Annotated in this window: 13 protein-coding genes; 8 read left to right on the forward strand and 5 right to left on the reverse strand. The window is 34.9% G+C overall.

The annotated features are described in order from the left end of the window. Window position 1: 1 nt before the first annotated feature. The 3 genes from OZP07_RS21785 to OZP07_RS21795 all read right to left on the reverse strand — a co-directional run bounded on the left by OZP07_RS21785 (window position 2) and on the right by OZP07_RS21795 (window position 3,555). Entirely contained in the window at window positions 2–1,450 is a 1,449-nt protein-coding gene (locus OZP07_RS21785) for a T9SS type B sorting domain-containing protein (RefSeq protein WP_281636763.1), read from the reverse strand. A 260-nt stretch (window positions 1,451–1,710) separates the two neighbouring features. Then, window positions 1,711–3,000 (reverse strand): hypothetical protein, encoded by a 1,290-nt coding sequence (locus OZP07_RS21790; RefSeq protein WP_194643917.1) that lies wholly within the window; start codon window positions 2,998–3,000, stop codon window positions 1,711–1,713. Window positions 3,001–3,105: 105 nt separating this feature from the next. After that, window positions 3,106–3,555 (reverse strand): hypothetical protein, encoded by a 450-nt coding sequence (locus OZP07_RS21795; protein WP_281636764.1) that lies wholly within the window; start codon window positions 3,553–3,555, stop codon window positions 3,106–3,108. A 409-nt stretch (window positions 3,556–3,964) separates the two neighbouring features. Here OZP07_RS21795 and OZP07_RS21800 point away from each other — a divergent pair, with 409 nt between their 5' ends. The 4 genes from OZP07_RS21800 (at window position 3,965) to recA (ending at window position 7,625) form a co-directional block, all read left to right on the forward strand. After that, entirely contained in the window at window positions 3,965–5,101 is a 1,137-nt protein-coding gene (locus tag OZP07_RS21800; protein ID WP_281636765.1) for a DNA polymerase III subunit, read from the forward strand. A gap of 97 nt (window positions 5,102–5,198) precedes the next feature. Next, complete coding sequence (locus OZP07_RS21805; protein WP_281636766.1) at window positions 5,199–5,582, forward strand: DoxX family protein; 384 nt, start codon at window positions 5,199–5,201, stop codon at window positions 5,580–5,582. 111 nt (window positions 5,583–5,693) lie between these two features. Further along, complete coding sequence (locus tag OZP07_RS21810) at window positions 5,694–6,206, forward strand: acyl-CoA thioesterase (RefSeq protein WP_194643924.1); 513 nt, start codon at window positions 5,694–5,696, stop codon at window positions 6,204–6,206. A gap of 399 nt (window positions 6,207–6,605) precedes the next feature. Beyond that, on the forward strand, window positions 6,606–7,625 hold the full coding sequence (gene recA, locus OZP07_RS21815; RefSeq protein WP_194643926.1) for a recombinase RecA: 1,020 nt from the start codon (window positions 6,606–6,608) through the stop codon (window positions 7,623–7,625). Between the two features lie 292 nt (window positions 7,626–7,917). Here recA and OZP07_RS21820 read toward each other — a convergent pair whose 3' ends face one another. After that, complete coding sequence (locus OZP07_RS21820; RefSeq protein WP_281636767.1) at window positions 7,918–8,679, reverse strand: lysophospholipid acyltransferase family protein; 762 nt, start codon at window positions 8,677–8,679, stop codon at window positions 7,918–7,920. 192 nt (window positions 8,680–8,871) lie between these two features. Between OZP07_RS21820 and trpS the strand changes: the two genes are divergently transcribed. Next, the gene (trpS, locus tag OZP07_RS21825) at window positions 8,872–9,846 is read left to right on the forward strand and encodes a tryptophan--tRNA ligase (protein ID WP_281636768.1); all 975 of its coding nucleotides are present in this window, start codon (window positions 8,872–8,874) and stop codon (window positions 9,844–9,846) included. An 80-nt stretch (window positions 9,847–9,926) separates the two neighbouring features. Here trpS and OZP07_RS21830 read toward each other — a convergent pair whose 3' ends face one another. Further along, window positions 9,927–10,397: an Lrp/AsnC family transcriptional regulator gene (locus OZP07_RS21830; RefSeq protein ID WP_281636769.1), complete on the reverse strand. Its 471-nt coding sequence runs from the start codon at window positions 10,395–10,397 to the stop codon at window positions 9,927–9,929. 187 nt (window positions 10,398–10,584) lie between these two features. Between OZP07_RS21830 and OZP07_RS21835 the strand changes: the two genes are divergently transcribed. The 3 genes from OZP07_RS21835 (at window position 10,585) to OZP07_RS21845 (ending at window position 16,887) form a co-directional block, all read left to right on the forward strand. Further along, a complete protein-coding gene (locus OZP07_RS21835) occupies window positions 10,585–11,397 on the forward strand; it encodes a DUF1338 domain-containing protein (RefSeq protein WP_281636770.1) in 813 nt (270 codons plus the stop codon). A gap of 376 nt (window positions 11,398–11,773) precedes the next feature. After that, entirely contained in the window at window positions 11,774–13,669 is a 1,896-nt protein-coding gene (serA, locus tag OZP07_RS21840) for a phosphoglycerate dehydrogenase (RefSeq protein WP_281636771.1), read from the forward strand. A 299-nt stretch (window positions 13,670–13,968) separates the two neighbouring features. Continuing rightward, window positions 13,969–16,887, forward strand: coding sequence for an FAD-binding and (Fe-S)-binding domain-containing protein (locus OZP07_RS21845; RefSeq protein ID WP_281636772.1), 2,919 nt, complete (start codon window positions 13,969–13,971; stop codon window positions 16,885–16,887). Window positions 16,888–17,067: the final 180 nt, after the last annotated feature.

The following is a 17,067-nucleotide window of genomic DNA, read 5'->3' on the forward strand; positions in this document are numbered from 1 at the left end:
ATTATTTAAGAAGAGTTATCGAACCCTTTTTGGCTGAATCGCCATTTGGAGCAATTATATAATAAAAAACAGGATTGAAATTCTTGAATTCAATATCAGATTGAGGCCAGCCGTTATAATTATCGTAGTTATCGGTTTCAAATACAATTTCGCCCAAAGAACTCAAAATCGTTACATGGGTATTTGTATTGCTATAAATATCTGGTACAATCCAACTATCATTATTACCGTCATTATTAGGACTAACAACATTTGAAATCTTAGGCACATTATAATTTATTACAGAACTATATTTTACTTTAAAAGAGAATACACATCCAGATAAGGTCAATTTATAATTTCCAGCAAGAGTTATATCCAAAGCACTTTGCACAGCACCAGGAATAGGACTGTCATTAAAATACCATTGATAAACCGGATTTGAAACATTAGTTGTAGTTGTCACTATTAATGTATTTCCCTGATCAACAGACAATGTTTCTCCTTCAGCAACAATACTACTATTGGCATTAATTGCACCAACTGCTTTTAAATCGATTTTAGCGGTATCATTACAGCCTCCAAAATCAATATCGCAAGTATATATTCCAGGAACATTCGTCGTATATGTTTGATCTGCAGCACCAGGAATAACGACACCATCTTTTCTCCAAACATAAGAATTACCATAAGAGGCGATTAAAATTGTAGTCTCGGAAGAACAGAAAGGGTTTCCTTTACTTGATGAGATTAAAGCACCGCCACTTCCAGCAGAACTTATAACATTAATACCCTGTGATCTGTAATTATCGTCAGAACATGGGCCATAATTTAATTTTGCAAAATAAAGACCAGGTCCATTTACAATTATTGAACTGGACGATTGGCCTGGAATCAAAACATCATCTTTATACCAGTTGTATTTTAAATGCTGATAATTAGCAGGTGATGAACTCGGAGTACTTGGATCCGGATTATAAACTGTTAATGTAACACTTCCGCCGCTGCAGAAACTAACAGAATTTTTCTTGTCATTGATAAAAAAAGCTCCGTTATAAGATTTAAAATAGGCAGAAAATGATTTGGTGCTGACAGTACCATATATTGTAAAACTAGTACTTACTACACCTGAACTGCTCTTAATTCTTAGCTGATATTTATCAGACCCAGATAAATTAGTAGGAATAGCAAAAGTCAATGTTTTATCCGTTGAAGTATCAGGAGGAGTTCCTGCTAAAGATTCCAAGGGAATAGTAGCTGTAGGAGTTGCAAATGAACCGTTTTGATCTGATAACTCAACGGCAAAAGTTTCACTTGGATCAAAACCAGCAATTTTGAATTGTGCCTGATATTCATTAAACACCTTAGCTGGGTCTGTCGGATGAGGACCTCCAGCACAAATTTTATCAAAAGGCAATTTTTGAGGAGAAATTGTTTGTGCAAATAATCCTAGTGTTGAAGGAACTGCCATCAACATTAAAAAAAATAAAAATATATTAGAAAAAAATAAAAAAGTAGGTTTTCTATTCATAGGTCGATATTTATTGCATTTCATTGGGGATAAAATCCAATTTTCTACTCAGTAATAAAAAGAGATCAACCAATTTGTTTATTCTATATAATAGGATCTGCAAACAATTGAAATGATTTATTTATGTAATAAAATGAAAGCTAAACCTATAATTATTTGAGGTCTAACTTTCATTTTTATATTTAATACGAAGTTTAGTTTTATTTTGTAGAAGCAGTAAACTTAGTAAGTGCTAGTCTAAAATCTGGTCTTCTAGGATTTGCAAAATCATTAAATGTTTCAATATTAGAAGTTTTAGAATACAAATTAAAGAAAGCATTAGCTCCATAATAACTCTCCAAATCTTCATTATTTAAAGAGCCTGCTGAAAATATATTTCCGCTGCAGAAATTAAAATACATTTCTTCGATTCTAATCTTTTTAAGATTTTTTTCATTAATATCGATTTTAGAATCCAATATTATAGCCGGTTTAAAACCAGATATTACGCTTTTTCTTAAAACCAGTGTAGTATTCTCAGCTACTAAAACAGCTTCTTTTACTAATCCTGCTTTTACGTCTGTATCAATATCATCACTATCATTTGCTAAAGTAAGGTTTGTAGCAGTAACTGATGTTTGTTTTTTAGTAAAATCGGCATCTTCTTTTTTAACATACGAAGAAATATCTAAACAGCGTGAGCCGCCGCTATTACTTACATAAGAAGATCTTATAGCTAATGAATTGTCAATCTTAGCCTGTGTTCCTAGTGAAAATTTAAAATCAGAACCGTTGCATCTGTATGAAACCAATTTAGACATTGCAGGCTCGCCGCCTAATACATCAAAAGCTTCACCAGCAGCATAACTTACCATAATGTTTTCCAAGATTGTTTTATTTCCAATACCTCCAAGCAAAATTGCATCAAAGTTTTCAGCACCTCTAGCTTTTTTTCCAGCATATTCTACTCTGACAAATTTCAATACTCCTGACGAACTTGCAGGATTACTACCGCCATAAGTTGTCAATGCAGGATCTAAATCATCATAGTTTATTGAAGAATAAAGTCCGAATTTATTAATTGGGGCATCGCCAAGAATAACGATACCTCCCCAGTCCCCTGCTTTTTTAGCAGTTTTGTTAGAAGTAAAAACAATAGGATCTGTTTCTAGACCTTCTGCAACAATTTGAGAACCTTTAGTAATAATCAAAGTTCCTCTAGAATCAGAATCACCAATAATTATAGTACCCGGATCTATAGTAAGTACAGCATTATTTGTAACATATACATTACCTTGGATAATGTATACATCCTTTTTTGTTAATCTTGTATTTACTGTAATATTACCAGCAAGGATTTGAGTTGCCTCACCATAATCAGCTTTTGCAGGTTTGAATTCTGTCCAGTTATTTAACCAATTGCTTGATCCAAAAATTCCTTTTTCTTGTTGAGCATTTACATTGCTAACAACTGTAAAAAAAACCCAAATAAGTAAAAATTTAGTTTTCATAGGCTTGGGGGATATTAATATTTTTTCTCTGTAGGAGAGATTATTTACTCATAAAAGAGTTTGAGATCGAACTTAGAAAATATAAATTTTCTAAAAATTTATATTTTATTGTCCTTCTAAATCTCGTAATGATTTTAATGTCTGTTCATAGAACAAAATTGCATTAACTAGCTGTCCTTTATCACAAAAAGGGAGCATTTTTCTTAGATAATCAACGGAAATATCTAAATAAGTCTGTGTTGCTTCTTTATCTAAATCTAAAGCTTTTTTGTTGTCAGCTGTATCTGGAATACCTAAATCTGTCATAGTTACACCTGGCTTAGTTGCTAAGCCAATTTTAGGCAGTATTCTCACAATCACTTTCATACGCTCAATGTATAATTCTACCAATTCACCTTTTGACAACGCTTTCAATGTTTTATCATCATTGTAAGTACGTATCGATGCACTTGTACTAATAATACTTTGAGGCAAGTTAGGTTTTGCCTGTGCAATACATTTTGATGAGCTTACTGCTAACATAAAAATACTGAAAAAAATAATTTTCCCTTTCATATCTTGGTTTTTTAATTAATAAAACAAAAATATACAATTAAATTGAATTTGCAAGTCCTGAAAAATAAAATCTAGAATATTTTAATGTAAAATCAACCTGTTTTTTACATTATATCCTATATAACCAGCACTTTATCGGAAAATATTGGATATTTAAAAAAATTAAAAATAGTAAAATTTAAAACAAAAAGAACGTTTTTACTTATTAAAACAATTAAAGAAATCATAATTAATTATTTCGAAAAAAAGAAATTCAAAAGTTATCAACAAATATTAGTTGAAAAAACACATCGTGAATACGTTTCAATTATATAAAAAATTCAAACAGACTTATAATTTATGCAATAACAAGTTCTAAACTTTGTAATAGAAAATTTTTGAAACTATCATTTTCTTTTATCTTTGCTACATGCAATTCTCTAAAATTTTAGGACAGGAATACATTAAAAATCACTTAATCAAAAGTGTCGATGCAGGCAGAATTCCTCATGCTCAATTGTTTGTTGGCCCCGAAGGCAGCGGTACTTTACCAATGGCAATCGCATATGCTCAATATGTATTATGTAATTCCCAGCAAGGTCCGAATGAATCCTGTATAGTCAAATTTGAAAAAATTACCCATCCAGATCTGCATTTTATTTATCCTACAGTTACTACTGAAGAGGTTAAACAAAAACCAAAAAGTATCGATTTCATTTCGGATTGGAGGGAATTTATTTTAGAAAATCCTTACGGCGGCTTATTTGATTGGTATGACAAATTAGGTGTTCAAAATAAGCAGGGCGAAATTCGTGTAGACGATGCGCAGGAAATTTTAAAGTCCCTGTCCTTAAAATCCTATGAAGGCGGTTATAAAATAATGATTATCTGGATGGCCGATAAAATGAATATCGCCGCATCCAATAAACTCCTCAAATTATTAGAAGAACCACCAGAGAAAACAGTTTTTCTTCTCATTTCTGAAAATGAAGAAGATATAATTCAGACAATTCGTTCCCGCTGCCAGATAACACATTTTAATGGTTTAAGCGAGCAGCTAATTGCAAATACTCTTGTCGAAAAAAAAGAATTAGACCCAAAAACTGCTCAAAAAATTGCGCACCAGGCACAGGGAAATTATAACAAAGCACTTCACTTATTAAATGCAGATGATGAAGCTTCGCCTTTTGAACAATGGTTTGTCACCTGGGTTCGGGCTGCATTCAAAGCCAAAGGAAATGCCGCTGCCATACAGGACTTGATCGAATGGAGTGAACAGATAGCCGCACTAGGAAGAGAGACTCAAAAAAAGTTTTTGCAGTTCTGTATTGAAATGTTCCGTCAGGCTCTGCTGCTTAATTATGAAGCCAAAGAACTTGTCTATATAGAAACCAAAGCTGCAAAATTCAAGTTGGAAAATTTTGCTCCTTTTGTAAACGGCAATAACATTAATGACATTTTTAAAGAAATATCAGATGCTATGTATCATATCGAACGCAATGGAAATGCGAAAATAATTTTAACAGATTTATCTATAAAACTTACACGTTTAATTCATAAAAAATAAAGCTCCATGAAATGGGCATGAACAAAATTGGCAAGAAAGACCAATAACAGCTATTCAAATTACATACGACCAATTAAAAAACAATAAATATCTACATATGAATAATATTGCCTCAATCTTATTATTAGTTTTTTTAGCCATCACTTTTTTACAATCTTCCCAAGACAAATTATTTCATTGGAAAGAAAATTTAGACTGGCTCAAAGAACATTTTGCAGAAACTCCTTTACGTAATCAAGTGCCACTTGCTTTACTGAATGTTCTGATATTGGAATTAATTTCTGGTGTCTTATGCACAGTTGGAGCCATAGAACTTGCTGTTAACAGCGGCAGAGTATATGGTTTATACGGAGCAATTTTTTCCAGCATCACTCTTATTATGTTACTTTTTGGACAGCGTCTGGCAAAAGATTATGATGGCGCCAGAACTATTGTCCTATATTTTATACCTACGGTTATGGCAGTTTATTGGCTGAACTAAGACAATTTCAAAATTCAATGACAATTACAATAGCAATGTCAACTGTAAAAAATAACTCAACTAAAAATATAATACAAACAAAAATCGCTTACTAATTATCTAAAATAAAATATGACGGCAAAACACCCTTCTGAATCCTTAACTATATTAACCGATTTGGTTTTACCGAGCGAAACCAATCCTTTGAATAACTTATTCGGTGGGGAACTATTAGCCAGAATGGACCGCGCAGCGAGTATTGCTGCAGGAAGGCATTCGCGCCGCATAGGAGTAACAGCATCTGTAAACCATGTTGCTTTCAACAAATCTATTCCTCTTGGAAGCGTTGTAATTATAGAAGCAAAAGTGTCCCGGGCATTTAAGAGTTCCATGGAAATTTATCTGGACGTCTGGGTGGAAGACAGACAATCCGGAAATAGAACTAAGGCCAACGAAGCTATCTATACATTTGTAGCAGTAGATGACACTGGAAGACCTGTAGATGTTCCGCCGATCGAACCTCAAACCGAATTAGAGAAACTCCGATATGCTGCTGCTTTGAGAAGAAAACAATTGAGTTTAGTACTGGCTGGAAAAATGAATCCACATGAAGCAACAGAACTCAAAGCTTTATTTGTTGATTAATTATAAATAGAAAGCATTGGGTATACTTATATATTAGAATAAAAAATTCAATACAATAAGTTCTCTTAATAAACATGAATTTCCAAAATGATTTTCTAGGTGAAAGAAGCCAATGTCATTAAATTAAATTTTAGTTCATTCACACAAAGACGCAAGAGCGCAAAAATATTCGTTTACAGCTTTGCGTCTTTACATCTTTTTAAAAAATGTATTTGTAAATAAAAACCTATGCTAACAACGTTATACAAGAAACATTGAGAGGATATCACACCACCATACTAAAACCCATTTTGTTAAAAAATCAACTATTGCGACTTCAAAAAAAAGGAGTATTTTTACGAACACTAAAAAAATCTACGCCAGTATATAATTGGTAAATCATATAAACACAGAAGAAAAATGAAAGAAAAGACCGGTTCGGACAAAGAAGCTAAGTTAAAAGCATTGCAGCTTACGCTTGATAAATTAGACAAGACCTACGGAAAAGGAACTGTAATGAAAATGGGGGATAAAGCCATTGAGGAGGTTGAAACAATTTCATCTGGTTCTTTGGGAGTAGATTTAGCCTTGGGAGTTGGAGGTTATCCAAAAGGAAGAATTATTGAGATATTCGGACCTGAATCATCTGGTAAAACTACTTTGACCCTGCACGCAATTGCCGAAGCTCAAAAAGCAGGAGGTATTGCAGCCTTTATAGATGCAGAACATGCATTTGACAGAAACTATGCTGAGAAACTAAATGTTGATATCGAAAACCTAATCATTTCGCAGCCGGATAACGGGGAACAGGCACTTGAAATTGCCGAAAACTTAATCCGCTCCGGAGCGATTGATATCGTAGTAATTGACTCGGTAGCTGCATTGACGCCAAAAAGCGAAATTGAAGGTGAAATGGGAGATTCCAAAATGGGTCTTCACGCACGTTTGATGTCACAGGCTTTACGTAAATTAACAGGAACAATCAGCAAAACAAACTGTACTGTATTTTTCATCAACCAGCTGAGAGAGAAAATTGGTGTAATGTTTGGAAATCCTGAAACGACTACTGGAGGTAATGCTTTAAAATTTTACGCATCGGTACGTTTGGACATTCGCCGTTCTACTCAAATTAAAGACGGAGAAAATGTTTTGGGTAACCGCACAAAAGTAAAAATTGTAAAAAATAAAGTAGCGCCTCCTTTCAAGGTAGCCGAATTTGATATCATGTACGGTGAAGGAATTTCCAAAACCGGTGAGATACTTGATCTTGCTGTTGAATTTGAAATCATCAAAAAATCGGGTTCTTGGTTCAGTTATGGCGAAACCAAATTAGGACAAGGACGCGATGCTGTAAAATCTTTGATTAAGGACAATCCGGAACTGGCTGAAGAACTGGAAGAAAAAATCAAAACTCAGATTAAAGAGTTAGCTGACGCATAAAAATTGAAAGACCGCTGATCAGCGGTCTTTTTTTATCAGATTTAAAATATTAAGATAAAGGAAAATTAAGTTCTTATTTTTCTAAATGGATCTTAATATTAAGAGCCTGTTTAAATTTTATTTTTGAGATTTATTATTAGAGGATTTTTGAGTGAAACAAGGCAAATTTTTATAAAATAGCAGAGCTATTGTATGAAAATTTAACAAAGTTGTAACCAAAAATCATCATAAGAGAGCCAATAAATAAAACTTAAACAGGCTCTAATGGTTTTAAAATTTGTGTCCGTCAATTTTATTTGACGCTATCTTTTTTTTGAAACTCCATCAATTCATTTAAAATTAAATTTCGAACCTGTTCACGAAGTTCTTTTCGGTCTAAAGATTCACCAGCTGCAGAAACTGTTTCAACAGGAGGTAAAATTTTGGCACGCATCAAACCAGGACTTCCGCTATAAAAAGTATAAGATAATCTCTTTTTATTGTCGGGAAAAATAAGAGGAACTATCGGCAGATGATGATCGGCAGCCAAACGGAAAGCTCCGTCTTTGAATGCATCTAATAGAATAGACTCATCATGCGGCACACCGCCTTCGGGAAAAATACAAATACTGAGACCTCTGTTTATTCTTTTCTGCGCCTGATCGAACACTTCCATTCTGCTTTTAGAACAGCTTCTATCTACAAGAATGCTTGTTCTTTTATAGAAAAAACCAAACAGCGGAATTTTAGCCAGCGACATTTTTCCAACGAATACAAAAGGATTATCTACAACTGCAAGCATCAGCATAATATCAGTCATCGATGTATGATTGGCAACAAACATATAACTTTTTTTGCGGTCTAATTTTTGAACCTTTTCGACTTTATAATAAAAGCCCATTCCAAAAAGAACACATTTGGCCCAAATCCGGGACATTTTAAAAAAATAGGGATAACCACTTTCGGTTAATATAGAAATCACCAAAAAAGGAAGCATAATCAATATGGGAATAAGCATCACCACATAAAACCAAACTCTCCAAACGGACCACAATATTTTTTTTATACTTTTCATGTGCTGCTATAATTATTCTATTTTATCGCATGTAATTCGCATATTACCGTCAGTATTATCAACAAGATGACAATAATACTCATTTCATTCCTCCAAAAATAGGGAAACTTGCGGAAAATTTGGCAAAAGAATTAACTTTGCGAAAAAAATAACATACTTCATCATACTCGTACGAGATTTAAAAAACAAAAAATGGCAAAAATACTTACAGGCGTTCAAAGTACAGGTACACCACATTTGGGTAACTTATTAGGCGCAATTATACCTGCAATCGAGCTGTCCAATAAACCAGAAAACGAATCTTTTCTTTTTATCGCCGATCTGCATTCTATTACACAGATTAAAAATGGAGAAACATTAAGAGCCAACACTTATAGTACTGCGGCCGCTTGGTTAGCTTGCGGTTTAGATATAGAAAAAGTAACTTTTTACCGCCAGTCCGATGTAGCACAGACTGCTGAGCTGTCTTGGTATTTAAGCTGTTTCTTCCCTTTTCAGCGTTTAACACTAGCACATTCTTTCAAAGACAAATCCGATCGATTAGAAGATGTCAATGCCGGTTTATTCACTTATCCTATGCTTATGGCTGCAGATATACTATTATATGATGCAGAATTTGTTCCTGTTGGAAAAGACCAGTTACAGCATTTGGAAATCACTCGTGATGTTGCATCCCGATTCAACCACCAAATGGGAGAAACATTTGTAATCCCAGAAGCAAAAATTCAGGAAGACAGCATGCTCATTCCAGGGACGAACGGCGGAAAAATGAGCAAATCAGCCAATAACTTTATCAATATTTTCTTGGATGATAAAGCACTTCGCAAACAGATCATGAGTATTGAAACTGACAGTACACCACTTGAAGAACCAAAAAATCCAGATACCTGCAACTGCTTTACCTTATATAAGCTGCTTGCAGATGAAAACCAAATCGAAACCATGAGAGCTAACTATCTTGGCGGTAATTATGGTTATGGCCACGCCAAACAAGCATTGTTTGAATTGATTCTGGAAAAATTCAAAAACGAAAGAGAAAAATACAACTACTATATTAATAACCTTCCCGAAGTAGATGCGCTATTGAAAAAAGGGGCTGCAAAAGCGAGTCTTGTTGCTGACGGCGTTTTGGCCAGAGTGAGGGAAGTTTTAGGTTTTGAGGTTTAGATAGCGTTACAAAAAACAACACGAATTTCACTAATTGACACAAACAAATTTGTGCTAATTAGTGAAATTCGTGTTTTATATTATATAGGTAAGTTTTTCTCAAATGCAGAACCAAAAGAAATAAAAGAATCCGTACCCCCTACTCCTTCTATAATATGAATTTGTTCGTAGATAATTTTACGGAGCTCTTCATTATTTGCCGCAACAATTTTGATGAACAAAGCATACTTGCCAGAAACCCAATGACATTCCACAATCTCAGGAATCTGTTTCAATTGTTCTGCAATTGAATACGAAAAACGGGCTTCCTTAGTAGTAATTCCGGTATACGTAATCGTTTCAAAACCATACGTTTTAGCATTTAATTTTACCGAGAAACCAGTAATTAATCCTGAATCTTGTAATTTTTTCACACGAAGATGCACCAGAGAATTGGACACTTTCAATTCCTTGGCTAGTTCAGAAAAAGGAATTCTTCCATTTTCGCTCAGTTTTCTGATGATTTCCTGATCTAAATAATCAGTATTTTCATTGTTTTTGGAGTTTAACATTGCTTACTTTTTGGTTGGAAACTATAAAATTGACAATTCGAAAACTAAAACAGCTTTTAAAAATGTCAAAATTACATATTTATTAGATTAAAAAGTGTATTTATAAATAATCGAAATGCAAACATGTCATTTTACAATATTTCTGTCTAGTTTTGAGTCATTATAACAATTAAAAAAACAGACAGAAATGGACAAAAATCAACTGCTTTCGAAACTTTGGGAACAATATGCAGCAATAACACCATCTGCCAAAAAAATACATACTTTATTAGCAGATAGAGGTGAGACAATACAAAATGATCATATTGCGATCCGTACTTTTAATGATCCGCGCATCAATATTGCTGTATTAGAAAAACCATTTCTTGCTATTGGTTACGAAGCAAGAGGCGAATATGTTTTTGAATCCAAAAAACTTTTTGCCAAACATTATGAGCACACTTCCGATGCGAATGCACCAAGGATTTTCATCTCCGAACTGGAATTGGAAAAATGTTCTGACAAATTACTGCAAACCGTAAAAACCATTTTGGGCGATTGTGACCAGAACGAATTTAATAACCCAGAATTAGTACTGAGCGGTTCTATTTGGAAATCCAATTCTCATGCGATTTATACATCATTGCTGGAAGAATCCGAATATGCGGCCTGGATGTACGTATATGGTTTCCGAGCCAATCACTTTACTATTAATGTAAATGCACTGCAGAATTTTGAAAAACTGGAAGAACTGAACGGATTCTTAGAAGAAAACGGCTGGAAACTGAATGCTTCGGGCGGGAAAATTAAAGGAACTCCTGAACAGTTATTAGAACAATCAAGTACTTTGGCAGATTTATATTCAGTAAATTTTGAAGAAGGTTTATTTGAAATCCCATCCTGCTATTATGAATTTGCTTTGAGGTACGCTATGCCCAATGGAAATTTATATCAAGGATTTGTAGCTTCATCAGCCGATAAAATTTTTGAAAGTACGGATGTGAAATTACAAGAAAAGTAATAATTAGCCACAGATTCACAGATTAAAAAGATTAAAATCTGTGAATCTGTGGCTAATAAAACTCCTTCAAGTTATCATATTCGCTGTTTTGAACCTTGAATTATGACAACTTATTCAATTTTTTTAAAAAATATCATCTCCAACTTGCAAAACCTGTTTTGAAAACACTTTTTAAAATAAATAAAACAAAATTTAAAATTGCTTTTCGAGGATTAAATTTAATAATACACGGTCAAAAATACTATTTATAACAATAACCTCAATTATCGTTAAACGCGCCAGTATTATACCAATATATTTTCAGAATAGCAATGGAGGTTTTATCTTTGTGCAAAAAATTTACAAATAATTTTTATTTGTGACAAACACTAAAAAGATGACAGAAAATCAGGAAACATTTATATTCGATTTTGACAGTACATTTATGAAAGTCGAGGCACTAGATGTATTATGCGAAGTAATTTACCAAGATAGTGCCGCTGGAACTCAAATTTTAAGCGAAATTCAAAGATTAACCGATCTTGGAATGGAAGGTAAATTGTCATTGAAAGAATCTTTAACTCAAAGAATTCAATTATTACAGGCCAACAGAGATCATATTGGAACTGTAATTGAGGAACTTAAAAAGAAGGTTACAGCATCTGTAATACGAAACAGGTCTTTTTTCAAACAGCATTCAGAAAACATTTATATCATTTCAAACGGTTTTAAGGAAATCATCATCCCGATCGTTTCTGAATATGGCATCAAACCAGAACACGTTTTAGCAAACACTTTCAAATTTGACCACGATGGAAAAATTATTGGTTTTGATGAAAAAGATGAATTGTGTGAGAACCAGGGAAAAGTAAAGAAAATCAAATCATTGAACCTTAAAGGTGAAGCGATAATGATTGGTGACGGTTATACTGATTATGAAACTCTTGAAGGCGGTGCTGTTTCTAAGTTTTTTGCTTTTACAGAAAACGTAAGCCGTAAAATTGTAGTTGAAAAAGCCAGCCAGATTGCTCCGTCATTGGACGAAATCCTTTATGAACTATCCTATAAAGCATCTGTTTCTTATCCAAAAAACAGAATTAAAGTTTTATTATTAGAAAATATACATCAAGATGCCGTTAAAATCTTTGAACACGAAGGTTATAGCGTTGAAACCATGAAAGGTTCGCTGAATGAAGACGAACTGATCGAAAAAATAAAAGGAGTTTCCATTCTTGGAATACGTTCAAAAACCAACCTTACAGCCAAAGTTTTGGAACATGCTAATAAACTGCATGCTGTTGGGACATTCTGTATCGGAACCAATCAAGTAGATTTGAATGCCTGCAGCATGAAAGGAATTTCAGTTTTCAATGCTCCGTACAGCAACACCAGATCAGTGGTAGAACTGGCTTTGGGACAAATCATTATGCTGGTTCGTAACACTTTTGAAAAAAGTAATATGATGCACCAAGGTATTTGGGACAAATCAGCTACAAATAGTGTTGAAATACGTGGTAAAAAATTAGGTCTTGTTGGATACGGAAGTATCGGATCACAACTTTCTATCGTTGCCGAAGCATTGGGTATGAAAGTATATTTCTATGACGCCGTTGACAGACTGGCTCTTGGAAATGCTAAAAAATGTTCTTCATTAAAAGAATTGTTGGCACTTTCAGATGTGGTTTCTCTTCACGTAGACGGACGCGCCAGCAACAAAAATTTAATTGATGCCGATGCTTTTGAAGCCATGAAACCCGGAGTTATCTTCCTGAACCTTTCTAGAGGTCATGTAGTTGATATTCCATCATTGGTAGCCAACTTAAAAAATGGTAAAATTCACGGAGCGGCAGTCGATGTTTTCCCTGAAGAACCTAAAAATAATGACGAGCCGTTCGTTTCTGAATTAATCGGAATGAAAAATGTAATCTTGACGCCGCACATCGGAGGAAGTACCGAAGAAGCACAGGAAGACATTGGACATTATGTTGCTCAAAAAATCATTAATTACATCAATACCGGTACTACTTACGGAAGTGTAAACCTTCCTGAAATCCAATTGCCTGAATTGCAGAGTGCGCACCGTATCATGCACATACACGAAAACGTGAAAGGTATTTTGGCTCAAATCAACAATATTCTTTTGGAGTATGACAACAATATTTTGGGACAATATTTGAAGACCAACGAAACTCTTGGTTATGTAATCACAGATATTGATAATTTCCACAACACGGATCTAGAGAAAAAATTAAAAGAGATTCCAAATACAATTAGATACAGAATTCTATATTAAGATTTCAGATTATTGATTAACAATTTTTGATTGAAGATTTCGTCTTATTAAAAATCAGCAATCGTTAATATAAAATATAAAAGACTTTGCGTCTTTGCGACTCTTCGAGAAAAATAGCTCGCAAAGACGCAAAGGCGCAAAGTTGTTAAAACAAAAAAGATTATCAATTTTGATTTAAATTGTTGATTATCCCGAGATTATTGGGACTGATTTCAGATTTCGTTGTTGTAAAAAACAAACTTTACACTTTCGCTATAAAATCAGAAATCAACAATCGTTAATCTAAAATCTAAAATAAAATGAAGCTTGAAAATCTTGAAAAGCAATTAGCTGGAAAATTATTGTACGACAAAACCATACGTACACTTTATGCCACTGATGCAAGTGCTTACAAAGAAATGCCGTTGGCGGTAGCCATTCCAAAAACGAAAGAAGATATTCAAAAAATTATCGCTTTTGCCCGCGAAAACAAAAGCAGTGTCATTCCGCGTGCGGCCGGAACTTCTCTTGCCGGACAAGTGGTTGGAAACGGAATCGTGGTTGATATTTCACAGGAATTTACCAAAATCCTTTCGGTTGATCCGGTTGAAAAATCGGCTTGGGTAGAACCCGGAGTGATTCGCGACGAGCTGAATTTACATTTAAAATCCTATAAATTATTCTTTGGCCCTGAGACTTCGACCAGTAACCGCTGTATGATCGGCGGAATGGTAGGTAACAATGCCTGTGGAGCAAGATCCGTTATTTACGGTTCAACTCGTGAGCATTTGTTGGAAATCAAAGGTTTCTTGGCCGATGGAAACGAAGTTACTTTTGGAGCGCTTACCAATGCCGAATTTGAAGACAAATGCAACGGAGTAAATGTGGTTAGTCCATTGGAACAGGCTATTTATGTTCAAGCGAAAGAATTACTAGGTTCGCCTGAAAATAGAGCTTTATTTGAGGAAAATTATCCTAAGAAAACCATTCCCAGAAGAAACACAGGTTACGCCTTAGATTTATTGGCAGACAGCCAGCCTTTTGGTGATCCAACCGAAAAATTCAATTTCTGTAAATTAATTGCAGGTTCTGAAGGAACTTTGTTCTTTTCGACAGCGATAAAACTGAATTTAGTTGATGCCCTAAAACCGTTCGCCGGTTTGGTCTGCGTACACCACAACAGCATCAATGAGTCATTGAAAGCGAATTTAGAAGCATTGAAGTTCAACCCCGACAGTGTGGAGCTGATTGACCATTACATCTTGGAATGTACCAAAGAAAATATTGAGCAAAGCAAAAACAGATTCTTTGTGGAAGGTGATCCACAGGCGATTTTGGTTGTGGAATTTTTAAGAGATTCCAAAGAGGAAATCGTGCAGGCGGCCAAAGAAATGGAAGAATTGATGCGTTCCAAAAATTTGGGTTACCATTTCCCGATTGTATGGGGCGAAGACACCAATAAAGTCTGGAACTTGAGAAAAGCCGGATTGGGGTTATTGTCTAATATTCCCGGCGATGCCAAAGCCGTTGCGGTAATTGAAGACACTGCCGTTGACGTAAACGATTTACCTGATTTTATCGAAGATTTTAATGCCGTTCTAAAAGAGCGAAACCTCAGCTGTGTGCATTATGCGCACGCTGCAACAGGAGAATTACACCTTCGCCCGATCATTGACTTGAAAACCAAAGAAGGAACTGCGCTGTTCAGAACAATAGCTACCGATATCGCTCATTTGGTTAAAAAATATAAAGGCTCATTGAGTGGAGAACACGGAGATGGAAGACTTCGTGGGGAATTTATTCCGCTAATGTTGGGAGACGAAATCTACCAAATGTTTATCCAAGTAAAAAACACTTGGGATCCTTGGGGAATTTTTAATCCGGGGAAAGTTGTAAATACTCCTCCAATGGACACCAACCTGAGATACAATCCAGGTCAAGACACTCCAATGCCAGAAACGTATTTTGATTTCTCTGAACACAACGGATTTGTACGCGCTGCCGAAATGTGTAACGGATCGGGAGACTGTAGAAAAACCGAAAAAAGCGGTGGTACAATGTGCCCAAGTTATATGGCAACCCGTGATGAAAAACACACCACCCGCGCCAGAGCCAACATTTTGAGAGAAACCATCACTAATTCGACCAAACAGAATAAATTCGATGACGAAGCTTTGCTTGAAGTTCTTGATTTATGTTTGAGCTGTAAAGGATGTAAATCCGAATGTCCTTCGAATGTGGATATGGCGAAGCTAAAAGCGGAAACCTTACAGCAATACCATGATAAAAACGGCGTGAAATTCCGTTCTAAGTTAATCGGTAATACTCCAAAAATCAATCAATTATTTGCTTCATTGCCTTGGCTGTATAATTTTGGTACCAAAGGAATCATTGGAAACATTGTGAAAAGTGCAACCGGTTTTGCCACCGAAAGATCCTTGCCACAGATGTACAAAGTTACTTTTGCAAAATGGATAAAAAATTACAAGCAAACCGGTAATTTCGTTCAAGGGAAAGTATATTTATACAATGATGAATTCCTTAATTTCAATGACGTTGAAATTGGGCAGACTGCCGTGAAGCTGTTTAACCGATTAGGTTATGAAGTGGTCGTTCCTCAAATTAGTATCAGCGGAAGAACTTATCTTTCCAAAGGAATGCTGAAAGAAGCGCGTGAAATCGCCGAAAAGAATACTCAGGCTTTCGCCAAAGAAATGCCGGAAAACGCCATTTTGGTTGGAATCGAACCATCGGCTATCTTGTCATTCCGCGATGAATATCCTGATTTGTGCCGTGGTGATTTGAAAGAAAAAGCAAAGAAACATTCAGACAAAGCGATGCTTATCGAAGAATTCTTGGCCAAAGAACTAGACGAAGGGCGCATCACATCCGATTCTTTTACAGAAAACACAGAAAGAGTGCGAATGCATGGTCACTGTTTCCAAAAAGCCTTGTCTTCATTGGTGCCTCTTAAAAAAATCTTGATGTTGCCTAAAAATTATACCGTTCTTAATATCCCAAGCGGCTGTTGCGGTATGGCGGGTTCTTTTGGTTATGAAAAAGAGCATTATGACATTTCGATGAAAGTTGGAGAATTGGTTTTATTCCCAACCATCCGTGCCGAAGAACAAGCGACCTTGATCTCTGCATCAGGAACGAGCTGCAGACACCAAATTAGCGACGGAACCAGCCGAAAAGCATTTCACCCTGTTGAGATACTTTTTAAGGCTTTAAAATAAGTACAATTAGTTCTTTATATAAGAAATGCAGCTGTTTTGGAAATGGCTGCATTTTTTTTTTGAGCTTGAAATCTTTAATGAAGGTATTTAATAATAAAAAATCAATTTGAAATTTTTTAAGAATCTTTTATATCTTTCGAAAATAATAATGCTTAATTCAACTGAGTTATTCTGCACAAA

This window comes from Flavobacterium marginilacus, from assembly GCF_026870155.1.
GTDB lineage: Bacteria > Bacteroidota > Bacteroidia > Flavobacteriales > Flavobacteriaceae > Flavobacterium > Flavobacterium marginilacus.